This is a genomic window from Fibrella aestuarina BUZ 2, from assembly GCF_000331105.1.
In the GTDB taxonomy this organism is placed as follows: domain Bacteria; phylum Bacteroidota; class Bacteroidia; order Cytophagales; family Spirosomataceae; genus Fibrella; species Fibrella aestuarina.
The window spans coordinates 1131543-1146879 of sequence record NC_020054.1 but is presented as its reverse complement, the minus strand read 5'-3'; the positions used below and the strand labels follow the sequence as shown (position 1 = coordinate 1146879).

The window sequence follows — 15337 nt, the reverse complement described above, 5'->3', positions numbered from 1 at the left end:
CTGACTCATCGGCGCCATAACTGAAAACGCGAAACTGAAAACAGAAAACCAGATTGATGCGATTAGTAATTCTTGGCGGGGGCGAGTCGGGCGTAGGAGCTGCGCTGTTAGGGCAAGCCAAAGGGTACGACGTCTTCCTGTCTGACCGTGGGCTGCTGAAAGCCACCTACAAGCAAACGCTGGAAGCCGCGGGCATTCCTTTTGAAGAAGGCCAGCATACCGAGTCGCTCATTCTGAACGCCACGGAGGTTGTGAAGAGCCCCGGCATTCCCGACACCGTTCCGCTGGTTACCAAACTGCGCGAGCAGGGAACGGCCATCCTGTCGGAGATTGAGTTTGCCGCGCGCTACACCCGCGCCAAACTGATCGGCATTACGGGCAGCAACGGTAAAACCACCACCACCCTACTCACCTACCACCTGCTGAAAACGGCAGGCTACAACGTGGGGCTGGCCGGCAACATCGGCGAGAGCTTTGCCAAGCAGGTCATTTCCGATACGTTCGACTATTTCGTACTGGAACTCAGTAGTTTCCAGCTGGATACGATGTACCAAACCCGTCTCGACACGGCGGTGCTGCTCAACATCACGCCTGACCACCTCGACCGGTATGGGTACGTGTTCCAGAACTACATCGACAGCAAGTTTCGAATCTTGCAGAACCTGCGCCCGACCGATACGTTCATTTATTTCCGCGAGAACGCCCCGACGATGCAGGAACTGGCCACCCGCCAACCCGACGTATATGCCTTACCGATCTCGCTCGAAAGCCAGCCATCGCCCGGTGGGTACGTTGCCGACGGCCACCTGACAGCCCAGTTTCGCGACCGAACGTTTCAGATCGACACGGCCCCGTTGCCGTTGAAAGGCCCACACAATGCCCTGAATATGCTGGCCGCCACCCTGGCTGCGCTCTCGGTCGACGTACCTGACGCGGCCATCTCCGAAGGGCTGGGTACGTTCCAGAACGCCGCTCACCGCATGGAGCCCGTTGGTACGATCAATGGCGTACGTTTCATCAACGACTCGAAAGCCACCAACGTCGATTCGGTCTTTTACGCCCTGTCGAGCATGGACGTACCCACCATCTGGATTGCGGGCGGGCAAGACAAAGGCAACGACTACAGTCAGCTCGACGCAGTAGCCCGCCAGCATGTCAAAGCGCTGATTTGCCTTGGCGTCGACAACCAGAAGCTGGTTGATCACTTTGGGCATATGTTTACTACCATCCGCGAAACGCAACGCGTAACCGAAGCGGTGCAGCTGGCACTCGATCTGGCACAACCCGGCGACGCGGTGCTCCTTTCCCCCGCTTGTGCCAGCTTTGATCTCTTCAAAAACTACGAAGACCGGGGCGAGCAGTTTAAGCAGGCCGTGAAATCTTTAATGAAGAATGTAAAATGAAGAATGTATAATGGTATGCCTGAATAGAGAGGCTCCGTGGTAAATCGTCTCATTCAGTTATACATCATACAATCTTCATTTAATAGCACCAAATAACCCATGACCCTCTCCATCCGCGATTTTGTCCGGGACAACCTGAAAGGCGACCGCCAAATCTGGTGGATCGTGCTGTTTCTGTCCATCCTGAGCGTGCTGGTCGTGTACAGCGCGACGGGCACCATTGCCTACCAGAAAATGGGTGGCAACACCGAAGCTTACCTCTTCAAGCATGGGGCGCTGGTGGTGCTGGGTCTTGGCTGTATGTTTCTGGCGCACCGTGTCAACTACATTCACTACGCCCGACTCTCCAAATTCGGGCTTTATCTGTCTGTTCCGTTACTGATCTGGGCGTATTTCAAGGGGGCCAACCTCAACGATGCCTCCCGCTGGATCACCATCCCCCTGATTAACCAGACGTTTCAGCCATCCGATTTGGCCAAACTAGCCTTGATCTCGAATCTGGCGGCGATGCTGGCTAAGCGGCAGCGCGTCGCCTACGAGCCACAGGTGCTAGTGAACATGATCGGCTGGATTGGCCTGATCTGCGCCCTGATCGTGATCTCCAACGCCTCCACCGCGCTGCTGCTGGGGGCCACCTGCTTCCTGCTCATGTACATCGGGCGGGTGCCGCGTGGGTATCTGGCGGGCATGGTACTGTTTTGCCTCGTGGCGGGCGGTTTTGCGCTGGTCGTTGGGCAGCGGTATCAAACGTTCGTAGGCCGGATCAGCCGATTTCAGGACAATGAGAAAATCGATTTTCAGGTCGAGCAGTCGTACATCGCGCTGGCCAATGGCGGCCTGACGGGGCAAGGGCCTGGCAACAGTCATCAGCGCAATTTTCTACCGCACCCCTACTCCGATTTCATCTACGCCATCATTGTCGAAGAATACGGGCTGCTAGGCGGTATCGCGGTGCTGCTGGCCTATCTCTGGCTGCTGACGCGGGGCATGCGAGCCATCCGAAGTAGTACGCGGCCCTTCGGCGGGCTGCTTTCGGCGGGGCTAACGTTCAGCATCGTTATTCAGGCCATGATCAACATGTCGGTAGCCGTTGGCCTTGTCCCCGTTACGGGCCTGCCACTCCCGTTGCTCAGTATGGGCGGAACGTCGCTGCTCTTCACCGGCGCGGCCATCGGGATTGTCATCAGTGTCAGCCGCGACGAAGCCGACGAAAGTAAATTATAACAACATGTTGGTCCGTCTCCAGTTCGCTATCTTCTGTTGGGGTGCTAAAGAACAGAAGTCAGCGGACTGAAGACGGACATCTGGTTTTCTATGAACGTAATTATCTCCGGCGGCGGCACGGGGGGCCATATTTACCCCGCTATCGCCATTGCCAACGAACTGAAACGGCTCGACCCCACCACGAACATTCTGTTTGTCGGCGCTGAGGGAAAAATGGAAATGGAAAAAGTACCCCGCGCCGGGTATACCATCGAAGGGCTGCCCGTGGTGGGTATTCAGCGGAGCCTGACGCTCGCCAACCTCGCCTTTCCGTTCAAACTGGCCCGGAGTCTGCGCCGCGCCCAACAGATCGTGCGCGACTTCAAGCCCGACGTGGCGGTGGGCGTGGGCGGTTACGCGAGTGGTCCCACCTTGCTTGCCGCCACCAGGCAGAACGTACCTGTGCTGATTCAGGAGCAGAACTCCTATGCTGGCCTAACCAACAAAGTGCTGGCGCGCTGGGCCAAACGAATCTGCGTTGCCTACCCCGGCATGGATGCGTTTTTCCCTGCCGATAAAATCCGGCTGACGGGTAACCCGGTCAGAAGCGACATTCAGTTGGCCGATCAGCAGGTCGAGGCGGGGCGGGTGCAGTTTGGGCTGGCGAACCGGGACGCCGGACCGGTACCCACGCTGCTGGTTATTGGCGGTAGTCAGGGCGCACGTACGCTCAACGAAAGTATTGAAGCGGGCTTACCACAGCTCATGGCGGCGGGAGTGCAGGTGGTCTGGCAAACCGGCACAGGCTTTATCGGACGAGCCAACGAAGCGGTGGCCAAAGCCGGAGCCACAAACGTGCATCCGTACGAATTCATTTACGAGATGGATCGGGCCTACGCCGTTGCCGATGTGGTGGTGTCGCGGGCGGGCGCGCTGTCGGTGTCGGAGTTATGCCTCGTGGGCCGACCCGCCATCCTGGTCCCTTTTCCCGACGCTACCGACGATCACCAAACCAAGAACGCAATGGCCCTGGTAGAGCGCGATGCGGCCCTGCTGGTACGCGATCAGGATGCCCGGCAAAACCTGGTTACTGAAGCACTCAACTTATTAACTGACTCAGCAAAAAAAGAAAATCTGAGTAAACAAATTAAGCTATTGGCATTTCCTAACGCAGCGTCTGACATCGCCCAGGAGGTGCTGAAACTTACCTCAAGAAATAAATTAGTATAGACTGCTTGCCTGAGTGTAAATCATCGACTTACTTTTGTTTAACCACTCCTTCACATTCCTTTGAGTCATTCAACTTTATCCACCATTCGTAATGTTTACTTTCTCGGTATAGGTGGTATCGGGATGAGTGCGCTGGCCCGCTGGTTTCTGGTCAATGGCTACGCTGTGGCCGGGTATGACCGCACCTCAACCGCGTTGACCGATGCCCTAACGGCCGAAGGGATGGCTATTCATTTCGACGAAGACATCGCCAAAATACCGGCTTCGTTCCGGGAAAACCCGGCAGAAACGCTGGTTGTCTATACACCGGCCGTCCCGAAAACACATGCTGAATACATCTACCTGACCGAGAACGGCTACACCCTGCAAAAACGATCGCAGGTGTTGGGCTGGCTGGCAGGCCGCATGACAACCATTGGTGTGGCCGGCACGCATGGCAAAACCACAACGTCATCGATGGTGGCGCATCTGCTTCGGCAGGCGGGTGTCAACTGCGCGGCTTTCCTGGGCGGCATCACCCAGAACTACGGCACGAATTTCCTGCTCAACGAGCCAGCCGACGATCTCTCGAAGGTCATCTGTGTGGTAGAGGCCGATGAGTTTGATCGCTCGTTTCTGACGCTCTTTCCACAGTATGCGATCGTTACCTCGACCGATGCGGACCACCTCGACATCTACGGCGATCACGCCTCGGTACTCGATTCATTTGCCGCCTACGTAAGTCAGATCAAGCCCGACGGCGTGCTGTTTATGCGTGATGGCCTGTCATTGGCCGATAAGACGCCAGCAACGGTACGTACCTACGCCCTGGACGGAGCCGAGTACCGGGCAGCCAACCTTCGGGTGGAAAAGGCCCGGTTTGTCTTTGATCTGGTGTATCCGGACGGCATAATCACCGACATCCGCATGGTGATTCCCGGCTTTCACAACGTCGAAAACGCGCTGGCGGCCTCGGCAGTAGCCCTTCAGGTGGGCGTGTCGCCCGACGCCATTCGCGATGGACTCAACACCTACCGGGGCGTGAAGCGGCGCTTTGAATACGTGCTGGATACCGACGAACTGGTACTGATCGATGATTATGCCCACCATCCGGCCGAGGTGCGGGCGTTCCTGTCGTCGGTGAAAGCGCTGTACCCCGAACGGGCGCTTACGGTGGTGTTTCAGCCGCATCTGTTCAGCCGCACCCGCGACTTCGCCAACGAGTTTGCCGAAAGCCTCTCCCTGGCCGATAACGTGGTGTTGCTCGACATCTATCCGGCCCGTGAGGCACCCATCGAGGGCGTGACATCCGACAGTATCCTCCGTCACATTACCTCAAAGACCAAACAAATTAGTACCAAAGACGACCTGCTCGGCGTTCTGCGAGAAATGAGCCCCTCGCTCGTCGTTACGGTGGGCGCAGGCGATATTGACCAACTGTTGCCCCTTCTGAAAGCAGAATTGAAGCCAATGGATAAAATAATCAATTAGCTGATTTAGCTTATTTACAGATGTTTTCTACTTTTAGTAACCGAAAAAAGTGGCTTTGGCGAGCAGCAGGCGGCTTAACCCTTTTCGGGTTGGTTGCGTTTACCGAGCAACGGCTGCGGCACACGCACTGCGAGTCAGTAGTCGTCCGGATCGACGGCACCGACGAGCAGCGGTTTCTGAATCGTAGGGATGTCACGGGTTTTCTGACCAACAACGGGGCCGAGCCGGTCGTGGGAAAGGCACTGGATCAGATCAATTTCGGGCAGTTGGAGCAACGGCTTCGGCAATACGGGCTTATTCGGCGGGCACATGTCTCCTACGATCTGGCGGGTAACCTGCTGGTCGATGTAGAACAGCCACACCCGGTAGCTCGGTTGATCAGCAACGGTCCCGACGATGTCGTTCGGGGCGTAGGTGGTCAGTACATCAGCGACGAAGGGCGATTTTTCCCGCTGTCGATGAATTACACGGCTCGCGTGCCGGTGGTGTCGGGCGAATGGTTTCGGCAACATCGGACCCTGGCCGATAAAGCGGGCGAACCGCTACTTGAGTTGTTGCGCTACATACGCGACTCTGATTTGTGGCGGGCGCAGATTGCCGAGCTAACCGTTGACGCGGCGGGTGAGGTGACCCTTTGGCCGCAGGTGGGTACGTACCGGATTGAGTTTGGAACGCCTGATGAGTTGGAGACGAAGTTTAAAAAAATAAAACTGTTCTACACGCAGATAGCGCCCCGCAAAGGCTGGGACCGCTACCAACGGGTAAATGTGCAGTACCGTAACCAGTTAGTTTGCGAGTGATGACCCATCACCTTATGGATGACAAGATTGTGGTAGGACTCGACATCGGCAGCACGAAGGTCTGTGCGGTGGCGGGTCGGCTATCTCGAAGCAGCAACAACCAGCCTATGCTGGAAGTGCTGGGCGCTGGCCGGGCCAGTTCCGAAGGCGTCACGAAAGGCAAAGTGATGAATATCAGCCGAACGGTTGAAGCGATTAACCGGGCTATTGAAGAAGTGTCGAATCAGTCGAACGTTGACATCGGGCTGGTCAACGTCAGCTTCAGCAACCACAATATCAATTCGCAAAAACAGCCCGGTAGCATTACCCGACTCTCGCCGGGTGATGAGGTAACGCCTGCCGACATCGATCACCTGCTACGCGACATGTACCGCACCCCCCAACTGGCGGGTAAGGAAATCGTGCACGTGCTTCCTATGGACTTCACGGTCGATAGTGAAACGGGGGTTGAGGATCCCGTTGGCCGAAATGGTGTTAAGCTGGGGGCCGATTTCCAGATCATTACCACGCAGGCCGATGCGGCAGTCAACGTACGGCGTTGTATCGAGCGCACGGCCAGCCATCTTCAGCGCGATCAGGTGTTACTATCGCCACTGGCTTCGGCCATGGCGGTGCTGACCCCCGAAGAGCGGGAAGCCGGTGTGGCCCTGGTGGATATTGGCGGCGGCACCACCGACGTAGCCATTTATTACCGGAATGTGCTGCGCCACGTGGCGGTGTTCCCCTGGGCGGGCAACTGCCTGACCAACGACATTCAGGATGGATGCAAGGTCCTGCCCCAACAGGCCGAACTGCTGAAGATCAAGTTTGGTAACGCCAACCCCACTACGTACCGCCTCAACGAGGTGGTATCGGTGCCGGGGTTGCCAGGTCGCCAGCCCAAAGACGTGCTGTTACGGAATGTGTCGATCATCCTGAGCGAACGGCTCAAAGAGATTGCTGCACTCGTACAGGCCGAAATTATTCGGTCAGGTTACAAAGATAAATTGCTGGGTGGTATTGTCTTGACCGGGGGCACCGCGCTCATCGAAGGCATTGACGAAGTGTTCCGAACCGTCACTGAGATGGATGTGCGCGTGGGTTACCCCGAACAGTTGGAATACAATTTGCGCGCTGATCTGGTCAGCGATCCGGCTTATGCCACGGCGGTGGGATTAGTGTGGGCCGGGTTCCGCAGCGTCGATGATCGGATTTCGTTCATCAGCGATCCGGGTCTGGCTAGTTCGGCGCCGATCAATGGCAATGGGCAGGGTCGTCCTGTTGATACCACGCGCCCAAATCCGGGGCCGAAGGGTAACGCAGGTACGTCGCCAGCCAAGCCAGCTGATGATGCGGGCGAGACAGGCCAATCGACGGGTTGGCTGAGCTGGCTGAAAAAACTAATTAACCCCAAGCTTGGTGACATCAACGACTCGTATCGGGACTAGCCAATAATTTTGCTGGCCAAAAGCGAACTAAAGTCCGGGTTTGGCCTTGTTTCTGTACCATCGCTTACCCCATACACGCTTTACCACAACCTAACCGCCCTCATGATTAATCGGACACCATTAAGGAATCAAGCTATGTTGGACCACGGATTTACCCTCGATATACCCGAGCAAAACGCCCCGATCATCAAGGTTATTGGTGTGGGTGGCGGCGGTAGCAATGCCGTGCAGCATATGCTTAAGATGGGTGTAAAGGATGTCGAGTTCGCGATCTGCAATACTGACCGGCAAGCCTTAATGAGCAGCGACGTGAAAACGAAGCTGAAACTCGGCACGGGATTGGAAGGGGCTGGTATGGACGTGGAAGTGGGCCGCCGAGCCGCTACCGAAAGCCTCGACGAACTGCGCAACCTGCTGGGTGGATCGATCAAGATGGTCTTCATCACGGCCGGGATGGGCGGTGGTACCGGCACGGGCGCAGCGCCGGTAGTAGCCCAGCTCGCCCGCGAAATGGGCCTGCTGACAGTTGCCGTCGTGACGGCCCCTTACAAATATGAAGGCATCGACAAGCGTTCGCAGGCGGCAGAAGGCATCGAACTGCTAAAGAAAAGCTGCGATACGGTGCTGGTTGTCATGAACGACAAGCTGGCCGACCTGTATGGCAAGCTCAGCATTCGGAAAGCCTTCGCTCATGCCGATAACGTGCTGGCTACCGCCGTGAAAAGTATTGCCGAAGTCATTACCACCCGCGGCGACGTGAACACCGACTTCATGGACGTGAAGAAGGTACTGCAGGATGCAGGGCCGTCGGTGATGGGCTCGGCAGATGCAGAAGGTGAAGAGCGGGCGTTGCACGCCATTCAGGAGGCGCTCAACTCACCGCTGCTGAACGACAGCGACATTTTGGGGGCCAAGCGCATCCTGCTGACCATTTCGTCGAGCTCGGAGTACGAAGCCACGCTGGAAGAACAGACAATCATCTCCAACTACATCGTGGAGAAGATTGGCGAAGAAGCCCGTCTGTTTAAAATTGGTGCCATCTTCGACGATTCGCTCGGCGCCCGAATGCGGGTAACGATCATCGCGGCTGGTTTTGAGACCAACATGGATGGCATTATCGCCCCGCTGCCGATTGCCAGAGAAGAACCCGCCAAACCCGTTGAGGCCGTTGACACACCGGACCAAACACCGAGCGCACCGGAAGCTAACCAGCCCGAGCTGGTACTCGATGAGGCGGGCGTCAGCACACCTACGTTTACGCACAGCGGGCCGGTACCAGTGCCACCCGTACCTGGTCCGTATGCCAATGGGCTGGGGACGAACGATCATGCTGGCTATAACGGCATCACGTTGAACCCGACCCGACCCGACGATACGGAAGAGGTGAAGCAACTCATCACCGATTTTCTGCAAAACCGCTTCAGCGAGCGCGAGTTGGAAGCTCCGGCTTTTAGCCGTCACCGGGTAATGCTGTACGAAATTCCACTGTTGCCCGACCACGAGCTGATTCGCTCACGCCTGTTCGATTAGGCAACACCCACTTGATTTGTCTTTATTGGCACGGGCTTCGGCTCGTGCCTTTTCGTTGGTACCCCATGACCCCAGACTACCAGACCGTTCGGCAAACTATACTGGCGCAGGAACAACCTGAGCGCGCCGCTTTCGCAGCTCGTTATTTCAAAACACAGGCCGGCCAATACGGGGAGGGCGATGTGTTTCTGGGTCTGTCGATGCCGCAACAACACGCCTTGGCCCGGCAGTTTCGCAACCTGGCCATTGCCGATACTGAGCAACTCGTTCAGGACCCATACCACGAGTGCCGCATGGTGGGCCTGCTGATCTGGAATCTACAGGCCAAACGGGGCGGAACGGTGCTACGGCAGGCCTTGGCCGACAGGTACGTTGCCAACCGGCAATTCATCAACAACTGGGACCTGGTCGATAGCAGTTGCCCCACCCTACTGGGGCTGCCTTTGCTCACGGCTGACCGGACCTTGCTGTATGAACTGGCCCAGCAGGATCACCTCTGGAGCCAACGGATTGCCCTGGTGACCACCTGGCAGTTTATCCGGCACGGGCAGTTTAGCGATACGTTTGCCCTGGTCGAGCAACTGATCACCCACCGTCACGATCTGATTCACAAGGCGATGGGCTGGATGCTGCGCGAAGTGGGCAAACGTAACCTTGATGCCCTCAACGAATTCCTGCACGACCATGCCCGCCAATTGCCGCGTACGGCCCTGCGCTACGCGCTCGAACGGCACGACCCCGTCAGTCGGCGGGCATTTATGGCCAAATAAGGGTTGGCTGTTCGACGGCGCATCCGTAAACATCAGCCGTCAAACAGCCAACCTCATTTTCCCCTTCGTATCTTTGCTTTCTTTTAGCTCGACAAACATGTCTTGGTTTATACGAAAGGATAAGGGCATTCAGACCCCGACCGAAATGAAGCGGGAGGCCCCCGATGGGTTGTGGTATCAGTGCCCGAATTGCAAACAGGTGATGCATACCCGTGAGCATAAGCTGAACGCGTATACGTGTGTCCATTGCAATTACCACGAAAAAGTAGGCTCGGACGCCTATTTCTCACTGCTTTTTGATGGCAATGAGTTTACCGAACTCGATGAGAATATGATCTCGGCAGACCCGCTGGGTTTTACCGATACAAAACGATACCCCGACCGGATTCGGGCCACCGTGGCTAAAACGGGCCTGAAAGATGCCGTCAGAACGGCTCATGGACCTATGAATGGCACTGAAATCACCGTCGCCTGCATGGATTTCGGGTTCATTGGCGGGTCGATGGGCTCGGTGGTTGGCGAGAAAATTGCCCGCGCGATCGATTACGCGCTGGCCAACAAAACGCCGTTTCTGATGATTTCGCGGTCGGGGGGTGCCCGGATGATGGAAGCCGGTTTCTCGCTGATGCAGATGGCGAAAACATCGGCCAAGCTGGCGCGGCTGTCAGAAGCAGGCCTCCCTTACGTTTCGCTGCTGACCGACCCTACCACGGGTGGTGTGACAGCGTCATACGCCATGCTGGGCGACTTCAATATCGCCGAGCCGGGGGCACTGATTGGTTTTGCCGGGCCGCGCGTCATTCGGGAAACCATTGGTAAAGACTTACCCAAAGGCTTTCAGAGCGCTGAATTCGTACTGGAACACGGCTTCCTCGATTTCATCGTCGACCGTAAAGACCTGAAAGACAAGCTGAGCAGCTTGTTGAAAATGCTGAATTAGCGTAGGACTGGGGGCGTAAGGCACGGGGCAACTAGCACCATTGCGCCCCAGCCCCTACTCCTAGCGTCCCTATCTATGCGCCTCGTTCGTCACCCGGTTTTGTGCAATTATTACGTCACGTACCGCTGTAACGCAACGTGTGGCTTCTGCGACATCTGGGAGAAGCCTTCGCCTTACGTAACTCTCGATCAGGTACGGGCTAATCTGCGGGACCTTCGGCGGCTGGGCGTGCGGGTTGTCGATTTTACGGGTGGCGAACCCCTCCTTCATCGCCAACTGCCCGAATTGCTCGCCGAAGCCAAACGGCAGGGTTTTATTACCACCATCACGACCAACGGATTGCTGTACCCCAAACAGGCCGAACGGCTGCGGGGACTGGTCGATATGCTGCATTTTTCGCTCGATTCGCCCAATGCTGCCGAACACGACCAAGGCCGCGGGGTACGTTGCTTCGACAAAGTGATGGAGTCGATTGCGCTAGCCAACTCGCTGGGTGAGCGCCCTGACATCCTGTTCACGGTGTTCGAACACAACATCGGTCAGATCGAGGCGATGTACGAGCAGATCTGCCGCCCGAACGGGTTGGTGCTCATTCTGAATCCGGTATTCGAGTACAATGGCGTTGGGGGTACGTTGCCCGAATCGGCGCTGCAAACGCTGACACAGTGGGGCAATCGGCCCAGCGTGTACCTCAACGATGGGTTTGTTCAGCTTCGGCGCGATGGCGGTAACCACATCAACAAGCCCGTTTGCCGGGCGGCCAGTACCACCATCGTCATTTCGCCGCAAAACGAACTGGTGCTCCCCTGCTACCATCTGGGCTTGCAAACGTTCCCGATTAACGATCAGTTGCACGAGCTATACCGATCAGCCGCCGTACAGCAACTGGTGGCGCTTGAAGGCCGACTGCCTGCCTGCGAAGGGTGCGCCATCAACTGCTACATGCAGCCCTCGTTTGCCGTGGAGCTATCGAAATACTGGTGGAAAGCCTTGCCGAGCACCCTCAAATACAACCGCATGAAGGGTACCTGGAAGCAGTTGCTACCAAGTTTGTAACATCGGCATTAGGGCTTCACTACTTTCTTAACTACCTGCTGCCCATTGCTTTCCGCCCGAATCAGATACAGGCCCGCGGGCAAACTGCTCACATCAAACGCATGGCGCCGCGTCTCGGCAGCTTGTTTTAACTCAACGGACCGGTGGATGCGCCCCTGGCTATCGAGTAACTCCAGGGTAGCTGGTTTGGGCAACGCCGCTGTCAGTTCGACTTGTATTAAGCCGCTGGCCATTGGATTAGGAGAAACGGTCAGTTGCAACTTCACTTGATCAATAGCCGTAGCTGTGATCGTAGCCAGTTGAGCCGGTTCGTAGACGGGGGGTGTCACGGGCGAACCACCCCGATCGACAACAAGCAACATAAACTCTTGCTGGGTCTGGCTAATCAGTACTCCGTCCCGCCATTCGGATACCAAAATCACAGCCGAGTAGCGTCCCTGCTCCGTGGGTATGTTCCAGTTGAGCTGGCCCGTTTGCGGATTAAGCCGGTACGTACCTACCTGCTTGACGTCGTTGGGAAACTGATAACCAGCAACAACCGAAAAGCTGTTGCAAAAGCGGGTTAGCTCCGATCCTGGTTCGAGGCTGCTCATCGGCAGACCCATTCCGTAGGAAAGACTATCACCGTCGGCATCCGTTGCGGCCAGCGATAAAGACAGTGGCTGATTCAACGCGACCAGTAAGCCCGACACCGGAAGCGCCAGCACGGGTGTCTGATTGGCCAAACCAACTTGTACGGTTGTCTGGATAGCGAAGCTCAGGTTGAGCGACTGCCCATTGTTGATATTCCGAATGTTGTCATTTCGGTTTATAACCGACGCTTTGATCGAGTAAACGCCTGCCCCATTATACAGGTGCGTTACCGTGTATTCATTGACCGACACCGCCGGGGACAGGGCATTACCAGTGACCGTTTGGCTGCTAGTACGGCTCACCTGGGCCGTATTTCCATCGCCGAAACAAACGGAAATGGTCTGGGCGGCGTTGGCAGCGGCGGCACCTTCCACTAGATTATAATACATCGTGACGGTGATCCGATGGGTATTGACCTGCCCCGAAACGGATGCCGTTTTGATATATCCACCCAGAATATGAGTAGCAAATGCCGTTGGCCCTACCAGCAGGGCAAGTAACAGGTAGCAAAGCGAGCGCATAAAGGTATACGGAATAGACGTGAGCGTTTAGTTACCGATATAACTCACTGAGTGGCAGTTTCCGTATACATCAGTCAATCAATAATGTCGCGTTCTGGCTGTAGGTTTGCGCCCATGCTTGCTCGTTTGTTATTCATCTTGTTGACACTGGCGATACTACGGCCTACGGCTTCAGCGCAGCCTTTACCGGGTACGCCAGGTACGTTGCCTGGCGAGTCAGGTATTCGTCAGGGGCGTTTTATTGGCGTAATGGTGGGCACAGCGGCGTTTTACACCATCACGCTGATTCTGCTGAAAAAGCAGTGGTACAAAAAAAAACAGCCGTTCCACACCTTCAACGACAACGCCGAATGGCTACAAATGGATAAGGTCGGCCACATGGCGACTGCCTACTGCATGAGCCGGGGCGGCTACGAACTGATGCGCTGGAGCGGCGTCGACGAGCGGGCCAGTATCCTGACGGGCGGCCTGTTGGCGTTGCTATTCCAGACCACGCTCGAAGTGTATGACGGCCATGCCGAAGGCTGGGGTTTTTCGAAAGGCGATATGGTGGCGAACGTAGCCGGCACGGCGCTGTTTATGGGCCAGCAGTTTGGTACGGGGCAGCAGGTGGTTTCCATGAAATACGGCTTTCGGAAAACGATTTATCCCCCTTTCCGGCCCAATCTGCTTGGTAAAACAACCGGACAGCAGATGCTGAAGGATTACAATGGGCAGCAATATTGGCTGTCGGTCAATCTGGCGTCGGTGTTGCCCGTTGGCCCGTCGTTTCCGCGCTGGCTGAACCTCGATCTGGGCTATAGCGGCAGTGGCATGACAGGCGGCCACGAGAACCCGCCGATGGTCGATGCTGACGGGAAGCCCATTAAATTCGAGCGCTTCCGGCAATTTTTCCTTTCGCCTGACGTCGATCTGTCACGCATTAACCAGCCCGACCCGTTACAGCCTCTACCCTGGCAGCGGTTTGTAGGCACGGTGCAGTTTTTTAAAATAGCCGCGCCCTCACTCGAATATAACCGGGTCAACAAGCTCCGTTTTCACCCGCTGCTGCTCCCCAAAGAGTGAAAGCGTTGATATGAAATGAGCGGATAAAACGCCCGCCTGCTCACTTCCTGGCCAGCCAGGCTACGACCACCAGGCAAGCGGCAAACCAGGCGAAGGGCAACCGCAGGTCGATGATCGATAGCGCCCCAAAGACCAGCGTCGTACCGAAACTCGCCAGCCCCTGCATTGCCTGATTAAGGCCAAAAATTTCGCCGCGGTCAGTGTCGGTGGTTTTTTGCGCCATCAATCCTTCGATCAGTCCCTGGATGAGCGAATACGTAAAACAGTCGATGGTTACGATGACGTAGAGCCACACCCGCGACGTACCCACCAGCCCATACGAGGCCAACACGGGAGCCCCAACAGCCGCCAGCCAGAAAATCCACCGTTGTTGGTTGATCCGGTCGGCGATGAACCCGTAAAATCCGTAGCTGATCGCTACGCTCAGCCCGCCGAAATACATAAAGAAATACGAGATATCGGTGGCGTTCATCTGCAACGTACCCAGGCTCACGTAGGCCACAAAGTAGTTGTAATACCCTACGGCCATTGTCAGAGCCACCTGCATGAGCACCAGATTCAGCAAACCCGGATGCTCCCGCTCTTTTTGCCGGAGCCGGGCCAGCAGACTGCCGACGTTCAACGACTGCGCCAGTGCCACTTTCAGATCGGTCCACAGCACGCCCCTTGTGTTGGCAGCACCATCATTAGGATGCGTTTCGCGCAGCAGAAAGCTCAACAACACATTCAGCCCCGACAGCCCAACGGCCATCATGACAACGTACCTGGCCTGCTCGACGGGCTCAGTCAGGTTGAGGGTCGTGATGAGTAAGCCCGCTATGGCCGGGCCAATCACGAAACCCAGCGAGATAATTGCCCCCTCGATACCAAGGTTACGGAACAGTGCTTCTTTGGGCGAAATGTCGGTAATGGCCGACCGCACGGTGGCGTAGAGGCCGTTGGTCAGCCCGTCGCTGAGGCGGTTGGCCAGGTACGTGCCCATCCTGACCGGCAGCAGCAGGCAATCGGCCAGGAACGTACCCAGCGCCGACAGTCGGAAAATGGGCTTACGGCCGTACGCATCAGACAGTTTACCCAGTAGCGGGGCCGAAACGAGTTGCACGCCCAGGAATAGCGACGTACCCAGCGCGAGCCAGAGTTGCGGCTGGGTGTGGCCCCGCACGAACTCAGGAAGCACAGGCCCGATAATTGACCCGACCACGACGTCGAGAAAGATAATGGCGTAAATATGAAGCAGCCGCCGGTCGTTGAACATGGCCGCGAAGGTACAAGAATTGGACCCGCCAACG

The 15337-nt window shown here is 56.5% G+C and carries 13 protein-coding genes; 11 read left to right on the top strand and 2 right to left on the bottom strand.

The genetic code is table 11. The annotated features are described in order from the left end of the window. Positions 1-56: 56 nt before the first annotated feature. The 10 genes from murD to FAES_RS04500 all read left to right on the top strand — a co-directional run bounded on the left by murD (position 57) and on the right by FAES_RS04500 (position 11829). Complete coding sequence (gene murD / locus FAES_RS04545; protein ID WP_015330025.1) at positions 57-1403, top strand: UDP-N-acetylmuramoyl-L-alanine--D-glutamate ligase; 1347 nt, start codon at positions 57-59, stop codon at positions 1401-1403. A gap of 99 nt (positions 1404-1502) precedes the next feature. After that, a complete protein-coding gene (locus FAES_RS04540; RefSeq protein WP_015330024.1) occupies positions 1503-2627 on the top strand; it encodes an FtsW/RodA/SpoVE family cell cycle protein in 1125 nt (374 codons plus the stop codon). A 90-nt stretch (positions 2628-2717) separates the two neighbouring features. Beyond that, positions 2718-3836: an undecaprenyldiphospho-muramoylpentapeptide beta-N-acetylglucosaminyltransferase gene (murG, locus tag FAES_RS04535; protein ID WP_015330023.1), complete on the top strand. Its 1119-nt coding sequence runs from the start codon at positions 2718-2720 to the stop codon at positions 3834-3836. Between the two features lie 123 nt (positions 3837-3959). Further along, positions 3960-5306 carry a UDP-N-acetylmuramate--L-alanine ligase gene (gene murC / locus FAES_RS04530; protein WP_015330022.1) on the top strand — a complete coding sequence of 449 codons (1347 nt, stop codon included), beginning with the start codon at positions 3960-3962 and terminating at the stop codon, positions 5304-5306. An 89-nt stretch (positions 5307-5395) separates the two neighbouring features. After that, positions 5396-6106 (top strand): cell division protein FtsQ/DivIB, encoded by a 711-nt coding sequence (locus FAES_RS04525; protein ID WP_229364422.1) that lies wholly within the window; start codon positions 5396-5398, stop codon positions 6104-6106. Then, positions 6106-7533 carry a cell division protein FtsA gene (gene ftsA, locus FAES_RS04520; protein WP_015330020.1) on the top strand — a complete coding sequence of 476 codons (1428 nt, stop codon included), beginning with the start codon at positions 6106-6108 and terminating at the stop codon, positions 7531-7533. Before FAES_RS04525 ends, ftsA begins: the two co-directional genes overlap by 1 nt. Before the next feature lie 135 nt (positions 7534-7668). Then, the gene (gene ftsZ / locus FAES_RS04515; protein ID WP_015330019.1) at positions 7669-9063 is read left to right on the top strand and encodes a cell division protein FtsZ; all 1395 of its coding nucleotides are present in this window, start codon (positions 7669-7671) and stop codon (positions 9061-9063) included. Between the two features lie 65 nt (positions 9064-9128). Beyond that, entirely contained in the window at positions 9129-9833 is a 705-nt protein-coding gene (locus FAES_RS04510; RefSeq protein ID WP_015330018.1) for a DNA alkylation repair protein, read from the top strand. 97 nt (positions 9834-9930) lie between these two features. After that, a complete protein-coding gene (gene accD, locus FAES_RS04505) occupies positions 9931-10773 on the top strand; it encodes an acetyl-CoA carboxylase, carboxyltransferase subunit beta (RefSeq protein ID WP_041257553.1) in 843 nt (280 codons plus the stop codon). Positions 10774-10848: 75 nt separating this feature from the next. Further along, positions 10849-11829, top strand: a complete 981-nt coding sequence (locus FAES_RS04500) for a radical SAM protein (RefSeq protein ID WP_015330016.1) — start codon at positions 10849-10851, stop codon at positions 11827-11829. 8 nt (positions 11830-11837) lie between these two features. Here FAES_RS04500 and FAES_RS04495 read toward each other — a convergent pair whose 3' ends face one another. Then, the gene (locus FAES_RS04495; RefSeq protein WP_015330015.1) at positions 11838-12983 is read right to left on the bottom strand and encodes a T9SS type A sorting domain-containing protein; all 1146 of its coding nucleotides are present in this window, start codon (positions 12981-12983) and stop codon (positions 11838-11840) included. 114 nt (positions 12984-13097) lie between these two features. On the opposite strand from FAES_RS04495, the gene FAES_RS04490 reads away from it, so the two are divergent. Continuing rightward, on the top strand, positions 13098-14048 hold the full coding sequence (locus tag FAES_RS04490; RefSeq protein ID WP_015330014.1) for a DUF2279 domain-containing protein: 951 nt from the start codon (positions 13098-13100) through the stop codon (positions 14046-14048). Positions 14049-14088: 40 nt separating this feature from the next. On the opposite strand, the gene FAES_RS04485 is transcribed toward FAES_RS04490, so the two are convergent. Then, positions 14089-15303 (bottom strand): MFS transporter, encoded by a 1215-nt coding sequence (locus tag FAES_RS04485; RefSeq protein ID WP_015330013.1) that lies wholly within the window; start codon positions 15301-15303, stop codon positions 14089-14091. Positions 15304-15337: the final 34 nt, after the last annotated feature.

Bases quoted from the DNA above. Each gene is read 5' to 3' on its own strand.
- FAES_RS04495 (WP_015330015.1), bottom strand. From the start codon at position 12,983: ATGCGCTCGCTTTGCTACCTGTTACTTGCCCTGCTGGTAGGGCCAACG.
- FAES_RS04540 (WP_015330024.1), top strand. From the start codon at position 1,503: ATGACCCTCTCCATCCGCGATTTTGTCCGGGACAACCTGAAAGGCGAC.
- FAES_RS04490 (WP_015330014.1), top strand. From the start codon at position 13,098: ATGCTTGCTCGTTTGTTATTCATCTTGTTGACACTGGCGATACTACGG.
- accD (WP_041257553.1), top strand. From the start codon at position 9,931: ATGTCTTGGTTTATACGAAAGGATAAGGGCATTCAGACCCCGACCGAA.
- ftsZ (WP_015330019.1), top strand. From the start codon at position 7,669: ATGTTGGACCACGGATTTACCCTCGATATACCCGAGCAAAACGCCCCG.
- murG (WP_015330023.1), top strand. From the start codon at position 2,718: ATGAACGTAATTATCTCCGGCGGCGGCACGGGGGGCCATATTTACCCC.
- FAES_RS04485 (WP_015330013.1), bottom strand. From the start codon at position 15,303: ATGTTCAACGACCGGCGGCTGCTTCATATTTACGCCATTATCTTTCTC.
- FAES_RS04500 (WP_015330016.1), top strand. From the start codon at position 10,849: ATGCGCCTCGTTCGTCACCCGGTTTTGTGCAATTATTACGTCACGTAC.
- ftsA (WP_015330020.1), top strand. From the start codon at position 6,106: ATGACCCATCACCTTATGGATGACAAGATTGTGGTAGGACTCGACATC.
- FAES_RS04510 (WP_015330018.1), top strand. From the start codon at position 9,129: ATGACCCCAGACTACCAGACCGTTCGGCAAACTATACTGGCGCAGGAA.
- murD (WP_015330025.1), top strand. From the start codon at position 57: ATGCGATTAGTAATTCTTGGCGGGGGCGAGTCGGGCGTAGGAGCTGCG.
- murC (WP_015330022.1), top strand. From the start codon at position 3,960: ATGAGTGCGCTGGCCCGCTGGTTTCTGGTCAATGGCTACGCTGTGGCC.